This is a genomic window from Erysipelothrix sp. HDW6A, assembly GCF_011400295.1.
In the GTDB taxonomy this organism is placed as follows: domain Bacteria; phylum Bacillota_I; class Bacilli_A; order Erysipelotrichales; family Erysipelotrichaceae; genus Erysipelothrix.
The window spans coordinates 1661926-1682859 of sequence record NZ_CP049859.1 but is presented as its reverse complement, the minus strand read 5'-3'; the positions used below and the strand labels follow the sequence as shown (position 1 = coordinate 1682859).

The following is a 20934-nucleotide window of genomic DNA, read 5'->3' as shown; positions in this document are numbered from 1 at the left end:
ACTATGACAAAAGAAAACGTACTAAAAATTCGTGATTTATCCATCTCATTTAAGACAGATAGTGGAGTCGTGGATGCAATTCGTGGTATCCGTTTGGATCTTTTTCGCGGAGAAACTTTAGCGATTGTTGGTGAGTCAGGATCTGGTAAATCAGTAACTACGAAAGCGATTATGGGTATCTTAAGTGGTAATGGATTTGTGAATGGTGGACAAATTATTTACACCTATAAAGATGATAATAATGAAGAATGTAGTGAAGATTTATTAAGTCTTACTCGTGCAGAAATGAGTAATAAAATCCGTGGTAAGAGGATTGCGATGGTATTCCAAGACCCGATGACTTCACTTAACCCAACAATGACAATTGGAAAGCAAGTAATGGAAGCGATGATATACCATTATAAGTATTCTAAAAAGGATGCGTATCAAAGAGCAATTGAACTCTTAGAACGTGTAGGAATTGTCGATGCTGAAAAGAGAATGAAGAACTATCCTCACCAATTATCGGGTGGTATGAGACAAAGGGTTGTTATTGCGATTGCATTAAGTTGTGATCCTGACGTTCTCATTTGTGATGAGCCTACTACGGCACTTGACGTTACAATTCAAGCTAAAATCTTGGAATTAATTCAAGACATTCAAAAAGAAAAGAACCTGTCTGTTATTTATATCACTCATGATTTGGGTGTTGTTGCCAAGGTGGCTGACTATGTTGCGGTAATGTATGCAGGACGTATTGTTGAGAAGGGGACAATTGATGAAGTCTTCTATGATCCAAGGCATCCTTATACATGGGGTTTATTATCTGCGATGCCAGACATTGATACCAATAATGATGAACTCTATGCAATACCAGGAACACCACCAAATCTTTCGAAGCCAATCGTTGGCGATGCCTTTGCACCACGAAACGAGTTCGCTTTGAATATTGATTTTAGATTAGAACCACCACTGTTTAATGCGGGTGGAAATCATCGTGTTGCAACATGGTTGATGCATGAAAATGCACCAAAAGTTGAAATGCCAAGAAGTCTTCAAAAGAGACTTGAAAAGATGAAGAGGGAGGCTGGAATGTTATGACAGAAAGAGTTCCTTTGTTAGAAGTTAAAGACTTAAAACAACACTTTAGAATATCATCAAAATTTACTGTCAAAGCAGTTGATGGTATTTCCTTTGAAATCTTTCCAGGAGAAACCTATAGTCTTGTTGGTGAATCTGGATCAGGGAAGTCTACAACAGGTCGAAGTATTATTCGTTTGTATGAACCGACAGCAGGATCAGTGTTATTTAATGGAAAAGAGATATCAAAAAAACTAAACAGAGATACACAAAAATTATTGAATACTAAAATGCAAATGATATTCCAAGACCCTATGGCTAGTCTTAATCCACGTAAAAAAGTCCTTGATATCATTGCTCAGGGATTGGATATTCATAAGATGTATAGTTCGCAAGAAGAGCGTGAAGAAAAAGTTTATGAAATCTTGGAGATGGTTGGCTTATCCAGAGAACATGCTACAAGGTTTCCACATCAATTCTCAGGTGGACAACGTCAAAGAATCGGTATTGCTAGGGCATTGATTATGAACCCTGATTTAATTATTGCGGATGAAGCAATATCAGCTCTAGACGTGTCTATTCAAGCACAGGTTGTTAACTTAATGAAGAAGATTCAAGAAGAGACAAACACTGCTTATTTGTTTATTGCTCATGACTTAAGTATGGTTAAGTACATATCCGATCGTATTGGAGTACTTCATTTAGGACATCTTGTAGAAACAGGGTCAACGGAAGAAATATTTAGCAATCCAATTCATCCGTACACTAAGTCACTCTTGAGTGCTATTCCTTCTCCCAACCCACGCGTAGAAAAGAATCGTAAGTCACTAAGTTATGATTATGCTACTAGTGGTATTGATTATGAAAAAGGGAAGAAGCAACATATTTCAGGAAGTCATTATGTACTAGCGACCGAAGAAGAACTAGAAGAATGGAAAAAATAGATGCTTGAGGGCATCTGTTTTTTTTGGGTATGATTTGTATTATGTGAAGTTGAAAGAATTATGAGAAACTCCTCGATATCATTGTATTGATAATCATTATCACTTATAATGAAATGTAGGAGGTATGAGGTATATTATGGAAAATACAGGAATGCCAATGTTGGGGGCAAAATTCCCAACACTTGAAGTAACTACTACGCATGGTGCTTTAACATTGCCAGAGGACTACAAAGGTAAGTGGTTTGTATTGTTTAGTCACCCAAGTGACTTTACACCAGTATGTACAACAGAGTTTGTAGGTTTCGCACAAGCTCAAGAAGAATTTGATGAACTCAATACTAAGCTAGTTGGACTATCAATTGATGGTGTAACATCGCATCTGAAATGGGTTGAGTGGATCAAAGAAAATATTGGGGTCGATGTAAAATTCCCAATTATAGCAGATGAACTCGGTAGAACTGCTCTTAAATTAGGAATGGTTCATGATGCTGTTGGTACAAGTACAGTTCGTTCAGTATTCATCGTGGATGATAAAGGTGTTCTACGTTTGATTATGTATTATCCAATGGATGTTGCTCGTAGTATTGCTGAAATTCTAAGAGCGGTTAGAGGACTTCAAATGGCTGATATTAATGAAGTCGTCATTCCAGAAAACTGGCCAAATAATAAGATTTTAGGAGATGCAGTACTATATAAACCTGCTAAAACTGTTGAAGATGCGTTAAAACAAAAAGAACGCATTGAAAAAGATGGTGGTACCTATGTTGATTGGTGGTATTCCTACAAGAAATTAGATAAATAATAATTGAAGCTTATGGGTGAGAATCCATAAGCTTTTTATATATTTAGCTGAAAAGACCATCGCTTCTTGAATTTCCGTTGTATAATATAATATAGAAAGAAGATATAAGAGAGGGATCATTATGTTAATACGAGAGATTATTTATCGGACAAAGTCTTATTATCGTGGTATTGATGCAAAGGGACATCGCATTGATGATGAAACAACACGTGATAAGGTCTTGTTTGGAAATGTTGATCTAGAGTGTACAGGTATTGCCGTGACATGCTTTGCTTCTGTTGAGGTTATTCAACAAGCTATTGAAAACAAGGTAAACTTAATAATATGTCATGAAGCACTTTTCTGGAATCATGGTGATAAAACAGATTGGCTTCAAGATAATACAATCTACCAACAAAAACTTAAGTTATTAGAAGATCATAAGATTGTAGTCTGGAGAAATCATGACTATATTCATTCTGGATTACATGTTGGTGATCGATATCATGATGGAATTTTCTATGGTGTTATTAATCGCCTACAATGGGAAGACTATGCAGTTTCAGACTTTGAGTTCAAGTTCCCAGGTATTGACGCACAAGAGATTTCAAGACAACTTATCGAGAAACTGAACTTAAATGGAATTAGACTTACCGGCGATGCTTCAATGCAGATAAAGAGCTTGATTATCCCTGGTCATATAATGGGAAATGATCAATTTATTATCGAGATAATGGAGAAACACGATGTCGATGGAATCCTAGGTATGGAAGTCATCGACTATACAGTCAGTGAATATATAAGAGACTCATCATACTTAGGTAGACCACGAATTATCTTTGGTGTCGGTCATTTTAATTTTGAAGAGTACGGAATGGAATACATGTTAAATTATTTACCTGAGATTGTAGAAGAACCAATACCTCAGTACTTCTTCCAATCGGGAGATAGCTTTACTTACCAATTAGCAGAATAAGGAGAAACCAATGCACGAAATTATTTGTCCACACTGTGGAAAGGCCTTTACAATTGATGAAGCTGGATACGCAGATATCTTAAATCAGGTTCGCAACCAAGCTTTTCATGAGGAAATTCACGAGAAATTAGAACTTGCCAAGAAACAACATGCAAGTGATTTAGAACTCGCTTTGGAGAGAGAAAAGCGTTCTTTTGATACTGAGTTAACTTTAAAAGATAAAGAAATCATAGAATTAAGAAGCTTAACACAATCAGTAGAAAAACAAAAAGAATTAGAGATCCAACAAGCACTCCAAGATAAAGACAAAGAACTTGCACACTATCAACATCTGGTTGAGAGCTTTGAACAGGAGAAAAAGCTACTATCGCAAGATGCTGAGAAACATTTACTTAATGAAATTAATATACGAGAACAACGAATACTAGAACTTAATGCACAGAACAAAAACTTTGAACTAGAAAAACAACAAGAATTAGAGCGATTAAAACACGAGAATGAACGAAAAGTTTCAGAGTTAAATACGCAAATTCAGATGCAATCTAAAGAGAACGAATTAGAAAAGAACGCCTTGAAAGAACATCATGATTTAACACTCCGTCAAAAAGATGAAACGATTGCTTTCTATAAAGATTTTAAGGCTAAGCAATCTACTAAAATGGTTGGAGAAAGCTTAGAACAACACTGTGAAATTGAATTCAATCGCTACCGAATGACTGCTTTCCCAAACGCACAGTTTGGTAAAGACAATGATGCTACTTCTGGAAGCAAAGGTGACTACATTTACCGTGAGTTTGATGAACATGGAAATGAAATCATCTCCATAATGTTTGAAATGAAGAACGAAAATGATGAGACTGCTACTAAGAAAAAGAATGAACATTTCTTTAAAGAACTTGATAAAGACCGTCGCAATAAAAAGTGTGAGTATGCAATTCTAGTTTCCATGCTTGAAGCTGACAATGAACTGTATAATGATGGAATCGTAGATGTTTCCTATATGTATGAAAAGATGTATGTGATACGCCCACAGTTCTTTATTCCTATTATTACGTTATTAAGAAATGCAGCGTTGAATTCTCTGCAATACAAACAAGAAGCTGCACTTATGAGAGCACAAAACATCGATATTACAAACTTTGAAGAGGACTTAGATACATTCAAGACATCCTTTGCGAAGAACTTTGAACTAGCAAGTCGTCGCTTTAAGACTGCAATAGATGAGATTGATAAAACAATTACCCATCTTCAAAAGACAAAAGATGCATTGTTGTCATCAGAGAATAACTTACGCCTTGCCAACAATAAAGCAGAAGATTTAACTGTTAAAAAATTGGTGAAGAATAACCCTACAATGAAAGAGAAATTTGATGAAATTCATAAAGATGAATAAGATAATTCGCTTGTGAACTTGATGTGAATTAATGGTAATTAAGATATTGTTTTATAAGTGTTGTATAGTGTAAATGGTGATAAATATGAAAGTACCACGCTATAAGCGTTTTGAGAAAATAGCTCTCAGTATTGTTGTAGGATGTACCATTATTACAATAGGTTTAAGTGGGTATAGGGCAATTGTAGAACATCAAGGATATAAGTTTTATGGAATCTTTGATAGAGTATACCACTGGTTTCTAGTAATAAGCTTTACCTCAGCAAACATCTATCTGTTTTATTGGTTAGTGTGCTGGGTAAATATTAAGAAATCAATTTTAGGGAATGTTTTATCAATAGCAGCTTGGCTAGCTTCAATAGGATTTGCTTTCTTTACATTCGCGTTCTTGATGGGAGAAGTATTAATGCTTTCCTATCATGATGTTGAAGTTAGGGTTAATGAAACTCCCTATATTGTCCGTGTTCATAGCTGGCTTGATTACAGCTTTGAGTACTATGAAAAGGAATCACCCATCTTAATTAAAGAGAAACCTGAGTTTAGTGGATCATTAAAAAAAGATTTAAAGGGTGATTACAACGACTATTTAAATGATTTGGAGAATCTTCATTTGCATGAATATTAGTAGTATATAGATAGAGGGGACAAAAATGAAAACATATAAAGAAGTTAATGAATCAAGACAATCAATAAGACAATATGAGATTGGCTATAAAATTAGTCGAGAAGAGCTTAGTGAAATAATTGAAGAAACAGTTTTTGCACCATCATCACTTAATATGCAACCAGTTCGATTTTTTGTTGTTGATAGTGATGAGGGTAAGAAGCGTCTTGAAGAAAGTGTTAAGTTTAATAAAAAACAATTAGAGACATGCTCAGCAATGGTTCTAATATATGGTGATATTAAGGCATTTGAAAACTATGATGCTATCTATCAAAATGCAGTTGATCAAGGGACAATGTCGCTTGAAGCTTTCAACTCGCAAAAGGAACGTCTAACTAAGTACTACCAAACGATCCCAGCTGGAGAGCTTAAAGAAAAAATTATGCTTGATGCAGGAATGGTTGTTATGAACTTCATGTTAGCTGCTAGAAATCGTGGTTATGATACCTGTCCAATTGGTGGCTTTGATAAAGATTCCATTATGGAAGTTGTAAATATTACGGATTCTCGATACTTCCCAATTTTATTGATTTCGATTGGTAAAGCTGAAGAAGAAGGTCATGCAAAACAAAGACTCGATGTTAATGCACTGATGCAATGGTTATAAGAAAACGCTCCGATTGGAGCGTTTATTTTTTTAGGAGACCTTGTTCGTGCAATCTCTCGAGGTTTTGCATACGTTTTGGATGACGCATATTCATTTGAGTACTCATTTGATTTGAGAATGAATCAACACGTTTGTTGCTGTTTCTTAAATCATAATAAGTCTGTACGGTTTCATTGTATTCGCTAAGTTCGTTGTTAATATTTTCAAACTTGGTATAAGTGTTTTCAAAGTACACAAACTGTTTTGGTAAGCGAGGTTTTAATTGTGGCTCTTGATCAGGATAACCAATTGCTAAGCCTAGGATTGGGAAGGTATATTCAGGAAGTTCAAGCATCTCAATGATAGCTTTTGAATCATTTAAGATACTACCTAAGATAACTGCACCTAAACCAAGACTCTCGGCAGCAACTACCATGTTCTGAGTTAGAAGGGCACAATCCATTGATGCTGCCAAGAATCTATCGGTAGTTTCCAGGACGCTGGTATCGACTCCCTTGTCACGAGCAATCGTATAATTTCGATATTGATCCAGCACAACAATGAATAAATGTCCTGACTCTGCTACATAATTTTGATCGCATATTGTTGCGATTTGTTGTTTCTTAGTCTCATCAGTAATGCTTATAATGGAATAGTTTTGTCTAAAGTTACTTGTTGATGTATGTTGAGCTACGTCTACTAAAGTATTAATGATATCTTGGGATATCGCTTCTTGTTTAAATTTTCGAATAGAACGATGTGCTAATTGTGTTTGTATTGTTTCATTCATGGGTCTACCTCTTTCTCTCATTCACCCTCAAGTCTAGCTAAAGTAAATCTGATTTACAAGTATAGCTATTTTAGTGTTAATGATATAATAAGTAAAAGGAGAATAATCATGGATGTAAAATATTACTCAATTAGTGATTTTTCTAAGCGTTCAAATTTACCTATTCGAACACTTCATTACTATGATAAGAAGGGAGTTTTAGTTCCTTCAAGAATTGATGAATCGAATGGCTATCGCTATTACACGGAAAGTCAAGTGATTACAGCCACAACTATAATAAACTTCAAGCTAGCAGGATTTAGCTTGGATGAAATTAAACAACTTATTCAAAACGCGAAATATGAAACAATGAGAGCTAAGGTGAAATCGAAAATACATGAGCTTCATGATGAAATAAGAATAAAAAACGATATTATTAAGCTGCTTGAGTCATATTGCAAAGAAGAAGATGAAAGTATAAGAATAAATAGTAACAAGGAAAGTGTCATTGTCTATTTCAGAAGTATTGATGTAGGAAATCCGGAAGCGATAAAAAAAAGGTACATTGAACTTATTAACTTAATTAAGAAATTCAAACTTTACCCAATTGGTCCCATGTCCTTAATTAATCATGACGACTATAGGGACTATAATAAAGATAGTGTTGATATCGAAGTCTTTGTGGAAGTTAGTACTTCAGAAATTATTCCTGGAGTCACACGATTGTTGGAGGCTTACTATTCTACAGACTGTCGTTATACTGGAAATTATTCATCTATGCTAAAGAAATATGGAGAAATGCTAAAATGGATTGAAGAGAATGGATTCACCTATAAGGGTAAAACCATTGAAAAGTATCTTGTTGACTGGACTCATACTGAAAATAGTAATGATTTTGTTACGGACTTGCAAATAATCATTTGACTCTACACTATGAGTAGAGTTTATACTTTAGCAATAGGAGGGTATTAACAATGTCAAATTGGTATGAAGATAAAAAAGGCTTTGCAGAACATCTAGTGTATCTTGATAGCAAAGCAAAAGAACTACAAAAAATGTTGGACCACGAGAAGTCAATGATAATTAGAGGGGCAGCTGGAAGAAAAACTCCTTTAGGTGGACGGGTTAGACAAGGGGATATGTTATATTTTGTTGAAACAGGTGGTGATCTAATGGTTACTCACCGTGCAATTGTAACAGAGGTTGTCGAATCTGAGAAAATGACAGTTGATCAGTCCCATGCGTTCGTTGAGAAATATAGCGATAAACTAATGCTGGCAAGTCATCAAAAGAAACGATGGGCTGGGAAAAAATTCTTATGTGTTATTTCAGTAGGAGAGCTCGAAGCCATTGAACAATTTAAGTATAATCGCCTAAGTAATATGGATGATTGGATTATTACAAACTCAATTGATGAGATAAAATAATTTCCAACTACTACTGCTTTAGAGATTATATTATGTCAGAAGAATGCATTTTTAAAATGAAATAATGATATACTAAAGATAATAAAGGTGTTATCGAGGTACATTAATGATTCATTTAGGAATAGACATGGGAACAACAGCGGTTAAGGCTGTTGTTACTGATAAAGACTTACAGGTTATAAAAACTTGGGATTGCTCATATCCTACTTTTTATGATGGTGATAAAGCCACACAGAATATCCAAGATATTATTACGATTGTTGATGACATTATTGCTCAAGCCAAATCTGAATTCACAGTTAATGATATGGCATTATCATGTGCAATGCACAGTGTGATTCTCTTAAACGATTCTTTAAAAGTAATCTCAGATTTATTAATTTGGAGTGATAGCCGTGCCAAAGACGTTGTTGACGAGTTCTTAAAACGTGATGATGCACTTGATATCTATCAACGCACAGGAACTGCAATTCATCCAATGAACCCATTTATGAAGTTAATGTGGTTCAAAAAACAAGGTCAACTCAATGCAGATGTGAGAGTAGGCGATTTAAAAAGTGTTGTCTTTCATCATCTAACTGGTGTTTTTGCAGTAGATAAAGGAATCGCAAGTGCTACTGGGCTCTATAATACTGATACTATGAGCTATGATGAAAAAATATTAAACATACTTGAACTAAGTGAAGATGCACTGCCTCGTGTTGAGGATGGTCGCTATAAGCTATCGCTACAAAATGACGCATCTATAGAGGTTTATTTAGGTGGAAGTGATGGTGGTCTTGCTAATATCTACTTTGATCCAGAGTATACTGGTAACGGTGTATGCAATGCTGGTACAAGTGGTGCTTATCGAAGAATTGCACAAGTAAAACCACGAACATCGAAACAAGACGTTTTTAACTATATCATTGATGACAATGCTTGGATTGTAGGCTATGCAAGTAATAACTGTGGTAATGTCCTTGATTGGATGTTGGCAGGTATTGCTCAAGATTATACTCTATCGGAGTGCATTGATATCTATAAAGAAAGAAGTGAGAGTGACAGACCATTCTTTCTCCCGTTTGTTTATGCAGAGAGGGGAAAAGACTGGAACTACCACAAAACTCAAAAGTTCGTAGGACTTTTAGAACACCATACCTTAGAAGATAAGATTGCAAGTATTGTTGAAGGGGTACTCTTTAATCTTGCATCACTTGCTGATATTAGTGAAGAAAATGAAGTCATTAATATCACAGGTGGTCTATTTAAAGAACCTTTTTTCAGACAAATCTATGCAGACTGTACGCAACGAAAATTACGATACATTACTGAAGATTTCGCATCAGCTTTAGGGGTTATTGCTTATGTCAAAAAATACACTCAAAGAAGTAATGAAAGCATTGATATTTATCCTCAGAAATCCAACAAACGTTTTCTCAAATTCTTGGAAATTAGCGCTTAAAATACACTGTATCTTTTTCAATAATCCCCTTTGGAAAGAGCTTTAGAAAACTTTTGTCTTTTCTTGCTTTTTCACGTATGAATGATATAATGAACATGTTTTTAACATGGTCTTTACCACTGCTAAAAACTTAAAATATAAAACAAAGATTTTTATCATATATGCATCAAATACGGTGATGCGTTTCTACCTGAGACCTTAAATTTCAGACTATGATAGGAAACCTTCTTTTAGGCTTTCTATCGTTATGGTAGAAAGCCTTTGTTTATGGGAGGTAGAATGAAGAAAAAAACCTATGCCCTGTTAATAATACCGTGTGTGATATTAATTACTGTGGTTTTAGTATTTCCATTAATATCCATCATCTATCCATCATTCTTTGATGGGGTATTTACGTTTGAGCATTATTCATCGTTTCTTAGTGATCCATTTTATCAAAAGATTTTATGGAGAACGGTGAAGCTTTCATTAATCACGACTCTAATATGTGTAGTCTTAGGTGTGCCAACAGCATACTACATTTCAACACAACGTAAATCAGTTCGAGGAATCCTAACGATACTTATCATGTTCCCACTTCTAACGAATGCAATTATTCGTGGATTTGCATGGATGACAATCTTAGGATCAAACGGCATTATTAACTCATTATTAAAGAGTTTATCGATTATTGATAAACCCTTGTCACTGTTATATTCTGAATTTGCTATTGTAATAGGTTCTGTTTATTTATTCTTACCAGTTATGGTTACGACTTTAACTTCAGTAATGGATAGTATTGATGGAGATATTGTGTATGCTACACAAAGTCTAGGAGCGAAGCCTTGGCAAGTATTTATGAAGGCAATTGTTCCCTTATCATTTTCAGGAATTATTATTGGTTCAGTTCTAGTGTTTACTGGTACCATGAGTGCTTATACAACACCTTCATTATTAGGTGGTAATAAGAACATGATGCTCGCAACACTTCTATACCAACAAGCCAACCAATTATCAAATTGGACCCAAGCAGGAATGATTTCCTTAATTATGATTATTCTTTCTTATGGCGTTATGAAGATCATGAATGGTATTAATCTTCGCTTAGATAAGAGAGGTTACGAACATGAATAAACATAAAGGACTTAAGTTTATTAGCTTCCTAACAATCTTATTCTTACTGTTACCCTTACTAATGATAGTTGTGACAGCATTTGGAAAAGAAGCAATCATCCAATTTCCTATTAAAGGTTTTACTTTTGATTGGTTTGGAAAAGTGTTTGCTTCACGAAGTCTTGTAAGTAGTTTAAGTACAAGTTTACAATTAGCGTTTATCGCTTCATTTATTGGTATTCTATTAGGCTTACCAGCAAGTTATGCCCTGACTAAAGTTCCTTCTAAACTTAGTGATCGCTTATTATCGTATTTCTTATCACCAAGTTTAATTCCAGGAATTGTTATGGGATATGCATTGTTTCAAACGCTAACCTTAACTTTCAGATTACAAGTTTGGGTATCGTTAGTACTTGGTCACATCTTAGTGGTCTTGCCCTATTCAATTCGAATCCTTGCGGCAGGTCTAAAAGAAATGGATGACAGTATTGAAGAGGCAGCACGGAGTCTTGGCTGTAAACCCGTACCAACATTCTTTAAAGTATTATTACCAAATATTAAATCATCAATCATTGCAGCTGCTATGATGTCATTTATTAACTCGTTTAATAACTTACCAGTATCCTTGTTCTTAAAAGGTCCTGGTATCAATACATTACCAGTAGCCTTGATGAGTCATCTTGAATACAACTTTGATCCAACAGTTAGTGCTATTTCTGTAATTATTATGGTAGGTACATTCACATTGATGATGATTATTGAAAAAACAACAGGATTAGCGGAGGTGCAATAAGTGATTAAAGGACAATTAAAGAATATAAACGTTAGTTACAATAAAAAAGATTTAGTTCTTAAAGACCTGAATTTGGATATCCAAGAAGGTGAACTTCTTTCCTTATTAGGACCATCAGGTTGTGGTAAATCAACGACCCTAAGAACCATTGCAGGATTTATTGATGTGATGGATGGTGAGTTCTTACTTGATGGTGATAACTTCACCAATAAAGCAATCCATGATCGTGACTTTGGAATTGTATTTCAAAGTTATGCATTATTTCCTCATTTATCAGTCTTTGATAATGTGGCATTTGGATTGAAGCTACGTAAACTTGATAAAGCGTCAATCAAACAAAAAGTTGATGAGATGTTGCGAATCTGTGATTTAACAGGATTTGAAACACGGTTCCCTAAGAACTTATCAGGAGGACAACGTCAACGTGTTGCCTTAGCTCGAGCTTTAGTCATTGAACCAAAGCTACTCTTACTTGATGAGCCACTCAGTAACCTCGATGCTCAATTAAGAATTCAAATGCGTAATGAAATTAAACGTATTCAACGTGAATTAAATATTACAACTATCTTTGTTACTCATGACCAAGAAGAATGCTTCGCAATTAGTGATCGAGTAGCGATTATGAAAGATGGTCAAATTGAACAATTGGGTACACCAGAAGAAATATATTCACATCCTAAAACAGAGTATGTGGCACGATTTGTAGGTTTTGATAACTTCATACCTGTAGACAAATTCCCACATACCATCAACAATTCCAACGCGAGCTTAGCTTGTATCCGTCCTAATGATATTCTAGTTTCAGAATCAGGATGGTTAAAAGGAAAAGTTGTCACAAGTGAGTTTTTGGGAAACACATATCAGCATCGTATTGAAACAGATCTAGGCACCATCCACTGTAATCATAACCTACGTATTGAAGAAGATGCGGAAGTTCTATTAGATTTACCAGAAAACAAACTACGATTCATATAGGAGGAAAATATGAAAAAGATTCTATCAGTATTACTTATTGGTTTATTAGTATTATCAGGGTGTTCAAGCTCAAAAGAAGAGGAACAAAAAACGCTTATTATATCAACATGGGGACTCAGTGAAGATATCCTTATTGAAGATGTATACGGACCTTTTGAAAAAGAATTCAACGTTAAAGTTCAATTGGATACAGGTACAACAGCAGAACGTTACGCTAAATTAAAAAATGATCCTAACTCAACAGTTGATGTCATTGAACTCTCACAAAAAGCTGCAGCTGACGGATATGCTGACGATCTATTTGAAAAAATCGATTACTCAAAGATTCCTAATGCAGAAAAATTAATCCAAGGTGCTAAGGATCTTACAAAATCAGGTTATGGACCAGCGTATACTATTAATAGTATTGGTATCATCTATAATCCAGAAACTTCACCTATTGAAATAAAAGAGTGGAAAGACTTATGGAGTCCAGAACTTAAAGGTCAAATTGCATTACCAGATATCGTTTCAACATTTGGACCTGCTGTAGTTTCTATGGCAAGTGATGTGAAGGGTGTAGACCTTGCAAGTGATGGTGGTAAAGCAGGTCTTGCGGCACTGGAAGAATTGAAACCAAACGTTGTGAAGACATATTCTAAATCATCAGACTTAGCACTTATGTTTGCTTCTGGAGAAATTTCAGCTGCAATTGTTGGCGACTTTGGTTACCCAGTTATTAAGAAATCAAATGAAGCTGTTAAATACGTAATTCCTGAATCAGGTACTTACGCAAACTTTAATACACTTGATATTAATAAAAACTCAAAGAATAAAGATCTTGCTTATAAATTTATTAACTTCCGTTTAGGATTGGAGTTGCAAACAAAGAATGCTTCACCAAAAACACTAAACGAAGCACCAGTTAACTCAGAAGTTGTATTATCAGGAGCAGATGCAGAAAACAAGACATACGGTGATGTAGCGGCACGTGCTAAAGCATTAGACTTTAGTATTATCAATCCATTAATGTCCGATTGGATTGACCAATACAACCGAATCATGAATCAATAATGATTACCCGAATATCAAACATTCAAGTCTACAATACGTCTCGTCGTATTTTTGAGAAACTGGATGTTTATATCAAAGATGAATATTTTTATCACATAGGGAATGATGACATTCCCTATGATGTTTTAGTCGATGGACACGACCATTACATGATCCCGGGACTCATTGATTCTCATATGCATATTGAGAGTTCAATGACGACACCACAAGAATATTCAAATACAGTTCTCCCACTTGGGACAACCACAATCCTTGCTGATGCGCATGAAGTTGCGAATGTTTTTGGAGTGCAAGGTTTACTTGAGTATATGAATCAGGAACAAACGTTAGATGTATATTGGGCAATACCTTCATCTGTTCCTTCGACAAACTCGACCTTAGAAACAACGGGCGGAACGATCGGTGACCACGATGTCGTTGAACTTGCGAAACATCCACGAGTGATTGCTCTAGGTGAGATTATGAACTTTAAAGATGTGACTTCCGATGAAGACACACTTACAAAAAGAATTATTAAATCATTTCGCTCAGCACTGCCATTAGCACCTGTTGAGGGACATATACCTCGTGTGTCAGGTTTAGAGTTGTCTAAGTTTATTGAACTTGGAATTGGATCCGATCACACCCATCAATCGGTTGATTCACTCATTGAAAAGACACGTGCCGGTATTCTTGTACAACTTCAAGAAAAATCACTGACACCAGAAATTATTCAAGCAATCTATGATTATGAACTTCTTCACAGTATTGCTTTAGTTACTGATGATGTCTTACCTAATGATTTAATGGATACAGGAAGTCTTAACCATATTATTAAGAAGGTTGTATCCATGGGAATGGATATTAAAGATGCAATCTTTGCATCAACCTATACTCCTGCACAACGTTTACGACTCTTTGATCGAGGGATTATTGCACCAGGTAAGATTGCCGATGCTGTTATTCTAAGTTCATTAGATGACTTTGTGATTGAAGAGGTTTATAAAAAAGGGCGTAATATTAACGATATCGAAAAAGATACAATCGTAAATTTTAATGAATCAAGCTACCATTCAATTCAAAGAAATCCTGTAAGTATTGATGATTTCATTGTGAAAGCCGAAGGGGATAGCGTCAAAGTTCGCGTTATGGAACGTGAAAGTGGAGCTACCTTTACTCATGAAGAGTTTGTGGATGTTGCTGTTAAGGATGGCATTGTACAGTGGGAAGAGGCTGGATTATCCCTCATTAGTGTTATCGAACGATACGGACACAATGTCCCAATCACTTGGGGATTTGTGAAGAATGGATTTACTACTAAAGCAGCCATCGCTTCCTCATGGGCACACGACCATCATAATATTCTTGTAATGGGTACAGATGTTCAAGAGATTGTAGCGACTGTAAATCGTGTTATCGAGATGCAAGGTGGTATCGTATGGCATGGTGAGAGTGTTGTTGAAGTACCACTTCCTTATGGGGGCGTTGTATCATTAGAACCAATGCCTCAACTTGCTCAGAAGATAAAAACAATATCAGAAGAGATGCGTACTGCTGGGTATGAAAGCATTAACTCTATTATGAGTTTCTCAATCCTAGGACTCTTAGTGTCTCCGTATTTAAAGATAAGTGAGCATGGCTATGTTGATGTTCGTACGCAAACATTTAAGTCTTGGAACGCATCATGAGAACCTATACTAACTTACGAATTGTGACGGTGGACTCATCATTCACAGTTTATGAAAACGGCTTTATTAGTGTTGAAAGTAAACTGATTCAAAATATTGGTGATATGAAAGATTTTACGAGTGAAGGTGAAAAAATTATCGATTGTGAGGGAATGATAGCCATTCCTGGACTTATTAATGCACATACTCACTTAGGACTCATACCTTTAAGATCACTGGGTGAAGATATGCCAGATCGTCTTAGAAAGTATCTCTTCCCCATGGAACAAAAATACATGGATAAAGAAACGGTGGTTTCTGCAAGTCATTATGCAGCATTGGAGTCGTTGTTAAACGGGACCACTACGGTAGCTGATATGTATTATTATGCAGAAGATGTTGCAAAGGAGCTCGATGCTGTGGGTATTCGTGCTTTAGTTGGTCAAACAATCATTGAAACATCGCAGATAGACTACGGAACGGAAGAGAAAGCATTAGAGCATACTCAGTCTTTAATCGAACAATGGAAAGACCATGATCGCATTAAGCCAATGATTGCTCCACACTCACCAGTATCGGTTAGTGAAGCAAGTCTCTTAAAGATTCGAGATCTATCTAAATTGACAGATACAAAGGTTATGATGCATGTATCTGAGATGGATTATGAGATGGAACACTTTGCTCCTAGTACTCCAGTAGCTTACTTAGATTCAATAGATTTTATCGATAAGAACTTTCTTGGTGTTCATATGATTCATACCAATGATAATGACCAAAGTATCATGAAGAAAAACGGTGCTCATGTGATTCACTGTCCAGGTGCAAACATGAAAGCAGGTAAAGGAATTACAGACCTTAAGGGCTTTTATGCACATGGTGTGAAAGCTGCACTGGGTACAGATGGACCGATTAGTGGAAATACTCTTGATATTATGACGGTTATGAAACTTGTTGCTATGGGACAAAAAACGAAATATCATGAACGTGATATTTTCCCAAGTTCAATGATTCTTGAAATGGCTACAATCAATGGTGCGAAAGCATTAGGAATTGATGCGCATACTGGAAGTCTTGAAATTGGTAAGCGTGCAGATGTTGTTTTGATTTCAACAGAAGAAGCAAATATGTATCCGCTCTATGACCCGATTCCAAGTATTGTATATCAAGTTCAAACACAAAATATTCATACGGTTATGGTTGATGGCGATGTTCTTGTAGAGAACCATAAACTAACAAAACACTCTATCAATGACGCACGGAATGCGTTAAATGAAGTTGTAAATAAAATTAGTCAAAATAGTTGAGCATGTCTCTTGAATTAATATACCCCATGGGGTATATTTTTCTTTGTTGAGGAGAATGATATTATGTTTTTTTTCAAGAAAGTACCAACAGTCACATGGAGTGACTTAAAACCAAGTGACCAAATAATCGATGTTCGTGAACGTCACGAATTTAAATCAGGTCATGCTCGAAACGCAAAGAATGTACCACTTTCAAATATTCCTAATTTTGACACCAACAAAGAAGTCTTTGTAGTGTGTGCAAGTGGATCAAGAAGTAAACGAGCAGTTAAAATATTAAGAAAAAAAGGCATTGATGCCAAAAATGTACGTGGAGGGATGATGTTATATGGACGTTAAAAGAATTGTAGTCGTTGGAGGAGTCGCTGGTGGCATGAGCTTTGCAACGCGTTACCGTCGATTAAACCAAGATGATCATATTATTGTTTTTGAGAAAGGGCCGTATGTCTCTTTTGCAAACTGTGGATTACCATACTATATTTCAGGAGAAATTAGTGAACGTGAAGATTTAATTGTTGCATCCCAACAAATGCTTCAAGACCGTTTCCAATTAGATATCCGCAACAATCATGAAGTAATTTCAATTAACCCGGAAGCAAAAACTGTGACTGTTCAGATTGGTGACCGTCAAGAAGATGTTGCTTATGATGAACTCGTACTATCTACAGGTGCTAAACCAATCGTTTTAGATATCCCAGGTCGTGATAATAATGAAGGTGTTTTCACATTACGTAATATACCTGATGTTGATGCGATCACAGCTTATGTAGAAAATAAGAAACCACAATCAGCAGTCGTAATTGGGGCAGGATTCATTGGTTTAGAAATGGCAGAGAACCTAAAACATTTAGGACTTGATGTCAGTGTTGTCGAGAAAGCACCACAGGTATTACCACCGTTTGATGAAGAAATGGCAAAGTTTGCTTTATTTGAATTAAACAAACATGGTGTTAAAGTCTATACTGATACAAGTGTGACTCGTTTCGAAGGATCATTGGCTGTACTTGAAGATGAAAGTACATTAAATGCTGATTTAGTTATTATGTCAGTAGGAGTGCTTCCTGAAACTAAGATTGCTAGCGATGCAGGATTAACACTTGGTATGCGTGGTGGTTTGGTTGTTAATGAAAACTATCAAACATCTAACGAGCATATTCACGCTGTTGGTGATGCAATCATCGTTAAACATACTGTAACTCAAGATGACGTTATGATTCCTCTAGCTTCACCTGCAAACCGTCAAGGACGTCACTTAGCGGACATCTTAAGTGGTATTGAACATAAGAATCATGGCTCATTAGGAACAGCAATTGTAAGATTGTTTGATTTAACCTTTGCATCAACAGGATTGAATGAACGTCAACTTAAGGGACGTGACTACAAAGTCATGCATTTATATGCAAACAATCATGCAGGGTACTTCCCAAACGCTACTAAGATTAACTTGAAACTAATCTTTGATCCACAAACAGAAGCAATTTTAGGAGCACAAGCAATCGGTGAAGATGGCGTTGATAAACGCATTGATATTATTGCTACAGCTATTAAAGCAAATATGAAAGTTACAGACTTACAAGAATTAGAACTTAGCTATGCACCACCATTTGGTTCTGCAAAAGATATTGTGAATATGGCTGGATATGTAGCTCAAAATATCTTAATGGGAACAACTAACTTAGTACAATGGCATGAGATTAAAAAACTTCAAGATGAAGGCGCGCTTATCCTTGATGTACGTGAAGATGATGAAGTAGCTGAAGGTGCTATTGAGGGATCTGTTCATATGAAACTCGATTCCATGCGTTGCAGTATGATTCAATTACCACGTGATCGACATATCGTTCTCCATTGCGAAAGTGGTGTTCGTTCATACAACGCAGAACAAATATTAAAAGCCTCAGGTTTTAATGTATCAAACCTTGATGGTGGTTACCAACTGTATAAAGTTGCGACAGGAAAAGTAGGGAATTAAAGAATGCGCTCAATAACAATGCGAGAAATGATGAATTTAAAAAATATTGATGTTCTAGATGTAAGAGAATATGAAGAAGTAATTTCTGGGATGATACCAGGAGCAACTCATATTCCTTTGGGAATGATACCAGGTCGTGTAAGTGAACTTAGTAAGTCAAAAGAGTACTATGTAGTATGTCATACAGGTTCACGATCAATGATGGTCAGTCAATTCTTATCACAACAAGGTTATAAAGTTGTGAATGTGATGGGCGGTATGAGTGCCTATCGAGGAGCTTTAAACTATGAAATGTGATCCAAGTATTCAAAATCGCGTTAAACGAATTAATGGACAAGTTCAAGGTGTTCTTAAAATGATGGAAGAAGAAAGAAGCTGCGAGGATATTGTGACACAATTAAGCGCAATTCGCTCAAGTGTTGATAAAGTGATGTCACTTATCACTACAGCAAATCTTGTTTCAACTATTGAAGAAACATATGATATCTCTTTAGAAGGTATTGATGAAGCTTTAAATCTAGTCGTAAAAAGCAAATAAAAAAGTCAGAAAAACTGACTTAAATATCGTGTTAGAAGTTCAACATATTTTAAATTTAAGGGGTTGATTCCAGTGTTATCTGGTAGTCAATCCTTTTTTTACAAAATGTGGTTTCTAATATTATAAGATCTTAACCAGAACAATACTAAAAGAGAATTCTTAAATTCAGGAAGAGCGAAGAAATGAATTAATTATTGTTCTTTCATTAAATCACTAATTATTTGTCCAAAAGTCATTGAACAAATAGATACTCTTAACCAAAAGAAATTAGATTTTCTATCAATATCTTTTGGTTTAACAACAAAATTAGAAGCATAAATATCTGTGTTAGAAACAACAGCTTCTATTTTAGGAACAGAAAATACGAAAATTAGTGAAATAAAGAGTGATAATACCAAATCAATATAAATACATTTCTCATTTTTTACTTTTTTATTTTTAAGAAAAATTATAGGAATAAGAAATGAAATGATTGGGAAAAATATATATAATGAAATTTGAAAATCACCATTAATATTTTCCAATAAAAAGGTGAAAATGGAAAGTTTAACTGTTCTTCTATAGAGTCCAAAGAACAAAATTATTATACTAAATAGCATTACAGAAAACAGACTTTTTTTCCATTAATGCTTGTTTTGTTTTTTTTTGCTTAATACTCTTTTGTTTGTCCTATCCGAATACATGGATTAACCTCCCTTGTCCCTACAGAAAGAATGGCTCCTGGAAAGAATAAGCCATTTGATGAATGCATTTTTAAGCAGGTTTTTCAACTATGTTATTGTTGGTATCTGTAAAGATGAACTCTTTAGTATGGAAGTTGTAAGATACTCTATGTATATCATTAATAGGTTCTTTAAAAACATATATAAAAGCAAACAATTCAATTTGTTTGTTTAAAATAGCCTCTCCATCAGTAAATTTATAGGGACTTCCAATAAAACCATAAATTTCCTTTACTAAAGAACAAGGATAGTTACACACATCTTCTTCATAATCTCTCATTCCTAATATATCTCTATCTTTGTCATCTTTTAAATTAACTAGTATATAATAATAATTAATTTCCTTTTCAGTGTGATTAATTACAGAACCTTGGAGACCAAAAAAATTTTCCATATCTGCTAAAGGAAAAGTTTTAACATTGGTGACTTCTATTTTTTTTAATGTAAGAGGATCGATAAACTCTTCGCTAATAAATAGATTGTTCTTTTGGTTTACATCTTTTTTTTCTTCATTTATTTCTTTTTTTGTACATGAACATAAGGTTAAAACAACAAATAGTAAGGTAATTATTTTTTTCATAGTGTTGAATCTCTCTTTTATATGATTAATATTATAACATAATTGCTAAAGATGAGGAAAATAGTAGGATAGCACCCTAACTGCGTTTTTATAAGAGTTGAGTTTTATTTAGAATGTTGTCAAAGATAACTGATAATGTCTAAAAGTAAAAATCTTGCCAAGTTACTATGAAATAATTCTTAAATTAAAGAACAACTGAATATTTTGACATTTAAA

Annotated in this window: 23 protein-coding genes and 1 riboswitch; of the genes, 20 read left to right on the top strand and 3 right to left on the bottom strand. The window is 35.0% G+C overall.

Annotated features, from left to right (window positions below; genetic code table 11):
* Positions 1-3: 3 nt before the first annotated feature.
* The 7 genes from G7059_RS08660 to G7059_RS08630 all read left to right on the top strand — a co-directional run bounded on the left by G7059_RS08660 (position 4) and on the right by G7059_RS08630 (position 6424).
* Positions 4-1080: an ABC transporter ATP-binding protein gene (locus G7059_RS08660; RefSeq protein ID WP_166081693.1), complete on the top strand. Its 1077-nt coding sequence runs from the start codon at positions 4-6 to the stop codon at positions 1078-1080.
* The gene (locus tag G7059_RS08655; protein WP_166081692.1) at positions 1077-2003 is read left to right on the top strand and encodes an ABC transporter ATP-binding protein; all 927 of its coding nucleotides are present in this window, start codon (positions 1077-1079) and stop codon (positions 2001-2003) included. Before G7059_RS08660 ends, G7059_RS08655 begins: the two co-directional genes overlap by 4 nt.
* 136 nt (positions 2004-2139) lie before the next feature.
* Positions 2140-2805 (top strand): peroxiredoxin, encoded by a 666-nt coding sequence (locus G7059_RS08650; RefSeq protein WP_166081691.1) that lies wholly within the window; start codon positions 2140-2142, stop codon positions 2803-2805.
* 121 nt (positions 2806-2926) lie between these two features.
* A complete protein-coding gene (locus tag G7059_RS08645; protein ID WP_166081690.1) occupies positions 2927-3760 on the top strand; it encodes a Nif3-like dinuclear metal center hexameric protein in 834 nt (277 codons plus the stop codon).
* Positions 3761-3770: 10 nt separating this feature from the next.
* Positions 3771-5153 (top strand): DUF2130 domain-containing protein, encoded by a 1383-nt coding sequence (locus tag G7059_RS08640; protein WP_166081689.1) that lies wholly within the window; start codon positions 3771-3773, stop codon positions 5151-5153.
* 85 nt (positions 5154-5238) lie between these two features.
* On the top strand, positions 5239-5778 hold the full coding sequence (locus G7059_RS08635) for a hypothetical protein (RefSeq protein ID WP_166081688.1): 540 nt from the start codon (positions 5239-5241) through the stop codon (positions 5776-5778).
* Positions 5779-5803: 25 nt separating this feature from the next.
* Positions 5804-6424, top strand: a complete 621-nt coding sequence (locus G7059_RS08630) for a nitroreductase family protein (RefSeq protein WP_166081687.1) — start codon at positions 5804-5806, stop codon at positions 6422-6424.
* Between the two features lie 22 nt (positions 6425-6446).
* On the opposite strand, the gene G7059_RS08625 is transcribed toward G7059_RS08630, so the two are convergent.
* Positions 6447-7193 carry an NADPH-dependent oxidoreductase gene (locus G7059_RS08625; RefSeq protein ID WP_166081686.1) on the bottom strand — a complete coding sequence of 249 codons (747 nt, stop codon included), beginning with the start codon at positions 7191-7193 and terminating at the stop codon, positions 6447-6449.
* A gap of 108 nt (positions 7194-7301) precedes the next feature.
* On the opposite strand from G7059_RS08625, the gene G7059_RS08620 reads away from it, so the two are divergent.
* The 13 genes from G7059_RS08620 to G7059_RS08560 all read left to right on the top strand — a co-directional run bounded on the left by G7059_RS08620 (position 7302) and on the right by G7059_RS08560 (position 19416).
* Complete coding sequence (locus G7059_RS08620) at positions 7302-8096, top strand: MerR family transcriptional regulator (protein ID WP_166081685.1); 795 nt, start codon at positions 7302-7304, stop codon at positions 8094-8096.
* A 50-nt stretch (positions 8097-8146) separates the two neighbouring features.
* Positions 8147-8599, top strand: coding sequence for a hypothetical protein (locus tag G7059_RS08615; protein ID WP_166081684.1), 453 nt, complete (start codon positions 8147-8149; stop codon positions 8597-8599).
* A 106-nt stretch (positions 8600-8705) separates the two neighbouring features.
* The gene (locus tag G7059_RS08610) at positions 8706-10043 is read left to right on the top strand and encodes an FGGY family carbohydrate kinase (protein WP_166081682.1); all 1338 of its coding nucleotides are present in this window, start codon (positions 8706-8708) and stop codon (positions 10041-10043) included.
* Positions 10044-10178: 135 nt separating this feature from the next.
* Positions 10179-10276: riboswitch (purine riboswitch) on the top strand.
* A 46-nt stretch (positions 10277-10322) separates the two neighbouring features.
* Positions 10323-11156, top strand: coding sequence for an ABC transporter permease (locus G7059_RS08605; RefSeq protein WP_166081681.1), 834 nt, complete (start codon positions 10323-10325; stop codon positions 11154-11156).
* The gene (locus tag G7059_RS08600) at positions 11149-11928 is read left to right on the top strand and encodes an ABC transporter permease (protein WP_166081680.1); all 780 of its coding nucleotides are present in this window, start codon (positions 11149-11151) and stop codon (positions 11926-11928) included. Before G7059_RS08605 ends, G7059_RS08600 begins: the two co-directional genes overlap by 8 nt.
* The gene (locus G7059_RS08595) at positions 11929-12903 is read left to right on the top strand and encodes an ABC transporter ATP-binding protein (protein ID WP_166081679.1); all 975 of its coding nucleotides are present in this window, start codon (positions 11929-11931) and stop codon (positions 12901-12903) included.
* 9 nt (positions 12904-12912) lie between these two features.
* Entirely contained in the window at positions 12913-13956 is a 1044-nt protein-coding gene (locus G7059_RS08590; RefSeq protein WP_166081678.1) for an ABC transporter substrate-binding protein, read from the top strand.
* Positions 13956-15623 carry an adenine deaminase C-terminal domain-containing protein gene (locus G7059_RS08585; protein WP_166081677.1) on the top strand — a complete coding sequence of 556 codons (1668 nt, stop codon included), beginning with the start codon at positions 13956-13958 and terminating at the stop codon, positions 15621-15623. The genes G7059_RS08590 and G7059_RS08585 overlap by 1 nt, the downstream gene beginning before the upstream one ends.
* Before the next feature lie 29 nt (positions 15624-15652).
* The gene (locus tag G7059_RS08580; protein ID WP_166081676.1) at positions 15653-16906 is read left to right on the top strand and encodes an amidohydrolase family protein; all 1254 of its coding nucleotides are present in this window, start codon (positions 15653-15655) and stop codon (positions 16904-16906) included.
* 63 nt (positions 16907-16969) lie between these two features.
* Positions 16970-17245 (top strand): rhodanese-like domain-containing protein, encoded by a 276-nt coding sequence (locus tag G7059_RS08575; protein WP_166081675.1) that lies wholly within the window; start codon positions 16970-16972, stop codon positions 17243-17245.
* Complete coding sequence (locus G7059_RS08570; protein WP_166081674.1) at positions 17235-18878, top strand: FAD-dependent oxidoreductase; 1644 nt, start codon at positions 17235-17237, stop codon at positions 18876-18878. Before G7059_RS08575 ends, G7059_RS08570 begins: the two co-directional genes overlap by 11 nt.
* Before the next feature lie 3 nt (positions 18879-18881).
* Positions 18882-19175, top strand: a complete 294-nt coding sequence (locus G7059_RS08565) for a rhodanese-like domain-containing protein (protein WP_166081673.1) — start codon at positions 18882-18884, stop codon at positions 19173-19175.
* A complete protein-coding gene (locus G7059_RS08560; RefSeq protein WP_166081672.1) occupies positions 19165-19416 on the top strand; it encodes a metal-sensing transcriptional repressor in 252 nt (83 codons plus the stop codon). The genes G7059_RS08565 and G7059_RS08560 overlap by 11 nt, the downstream gene beginning before the upstream one ends.
* 191 nt (positions 19417-19607) lie before the next feature.
* On the opposite strand, the gene G7059_RS08555 is transcribed toward G7059_RS08560, so the two are convergent.
* Together G7059_RS08555 and G7059_RS08550 are read right to left on the bottom strand one after the other, a co-directional pair.
* A complete protein-coding gene (locus G7059_RS08555) occupies positions 19608-19940 on the bottom strand; it encodes a hypothetical protein (RefSeq protein ID WP_166081671.1) in 333 nt (110 codons plus the stop codon).
* 229 nt (positions 19941-20169) lie between these two features.
* Complete coding sequence (locus G7059_RS08550) at positions 20170-20718, bottom strand: hypothetical protein (RefSeq protein WP_166081670.1); 549 nt, start codon at positions 20716-20718, stop codon at positions 20170-20172.
* Positions 20719-20934 lie beyond the last annotated feature (216 nt).

Excerpts from the sequence above, each read along its gene's own strand:
- G7059_RS08620 (WP_166081685.1), top strand. The coding sequence starts at position 7,302 with ATGGATGTAAAATATTACTCAATTAGTGATTTTTCTAAGCGTTCAAAT.
- G7059_RS08590 (WP_166081678.1), top strand. The coding sequence starts at position 12,913 with ATGAAAAAGATTCTATCAGTATTACTTATTGGTTTATTAGTATTATCA.
- G7059_RS08660 (WP_166081693.1), top strand. The coding sequence starts at position 4 with ATGACAAAAGAAAACGTACTAAAAATTCGTGATTTATCCATCTCATTT.
- G7059_RS08630 (WP_166081687.1), top strand. The coding sequence starts at position 5,804 with ATGAAAACATATAAAGAAGTTAATGAATCAAGACAATCAATAAGACAA.
- G7059_RS08640 (WP_166081689.1), top strand. The coding sequence starts at position 3,771 with ATGCACGAAATTATTTGTCCACACTGTGGAAAGGCCTTTACAATTGAT.
- G7059_RS08655 (WP_166081692.1), top strand. The coding sequence starts at position 1,077 with ATGACAGAAAGAGTTCCTTTGTTAGAAGTTAAAGACTTAAAACAACAC.
- G7059_RS08600 (WP_166081680.1), top strand. The coding sequence starts at position 11,149 with ATGAATAAACATAAAGGACTTAAGTTTATTAGCTTCCTAACAATCTTA.
- G7059_RS08570 (WP_166081674.1), top strand. The coding sequence starts at position 17,235 with ATGGACGTTAAAAGAATTGTAGTCGTTGGAGGAGTCGCTGGTGGCATG.
- G7059_RS08565 (WP_166081673.1), top strand. The coding sequence starts at position 18,882 with ATGCGCTCAATAACAATGCGAGAAATGATGAATTTAAAAAATATTGAT.
- G7059_RS08575 (WP_166081675.1), top strand. The coding sequence starts at position 16,970 with ATGTTTTTTTTCAAGAAAGTACCAACAGTCACATGGAGTGACTTAAAA.
- G7059_RS08645 (WP_166081690.1), top strand. The coding sequence starts at position 2,927 with ATGTTAATACGAGAGATTATTTATCGGACAAAGTCTTATTATCGTGGT.
- G7059_RS08635 (WP_166081688.1), top strand. The coding sequence starts at position 5,239 with ATGAAAGTACCACGCTATAAGCGTTTTGAGAAAATAGCTCTCAGTATT.
- G7059_RS08585 (WP_166081677.1), top strand. The coding sequence starts at position 13,956 with ATGATTACCCGAATATCAAACATTCAAGTCTACAATACGTCTCGTCGT.
- G7059_RS08650 (WP_166081691.1), top strand. The coding sequence starts at position 2,140 with ATGGAAAATACAGGAATGCCAATGTTGGGGGCAAAATTCCCAACACTT.
- G7059_RS08605 (WP_166081681.1), top strand. The coding sequence starts at position 10,323 with ATGAAGAAAAAAACCTATGCCCTGTTAATAATACCGTGTGTGATATTA.
- G7059_RS08560 (WP_166081672.1), top strand. The coding sequence starts at position 19,165 with ATGAAATGTGATCCAAGTATTCAAAATCGCGTTAAACGAATTAATGGA.
- G7059_RS08625 (WP_166081686.1), bottom strand. The coding sequence starts at position 7,193 with ATGAATGAAACAATACAAACACAATTAGCACATCGTTCTATTCGAAAA.
- G7059_RS08610 (WP_166081682.1), top strand. The coding sequence starts at position 8,706 with ATGATTCATTTAGGAATAGACATGGGAACAACAGCGGTTAAGGCTGTT.
- G7059_RS08550 (WP_166081670.1), bottom strand. The coding sequence starts at position 20,718 with ATGAAAAAAATAATTACCTTACTATTTGTTGTTTTAACCTTATGTTCA.
- G7059_RS08615 (WP_166081684.1), top strand. The coding sequence starts at position 8,147 with ATGTCAAATTGGTATGAAGATAAAAAAGGCTTTGCAGAACATCTAGTG.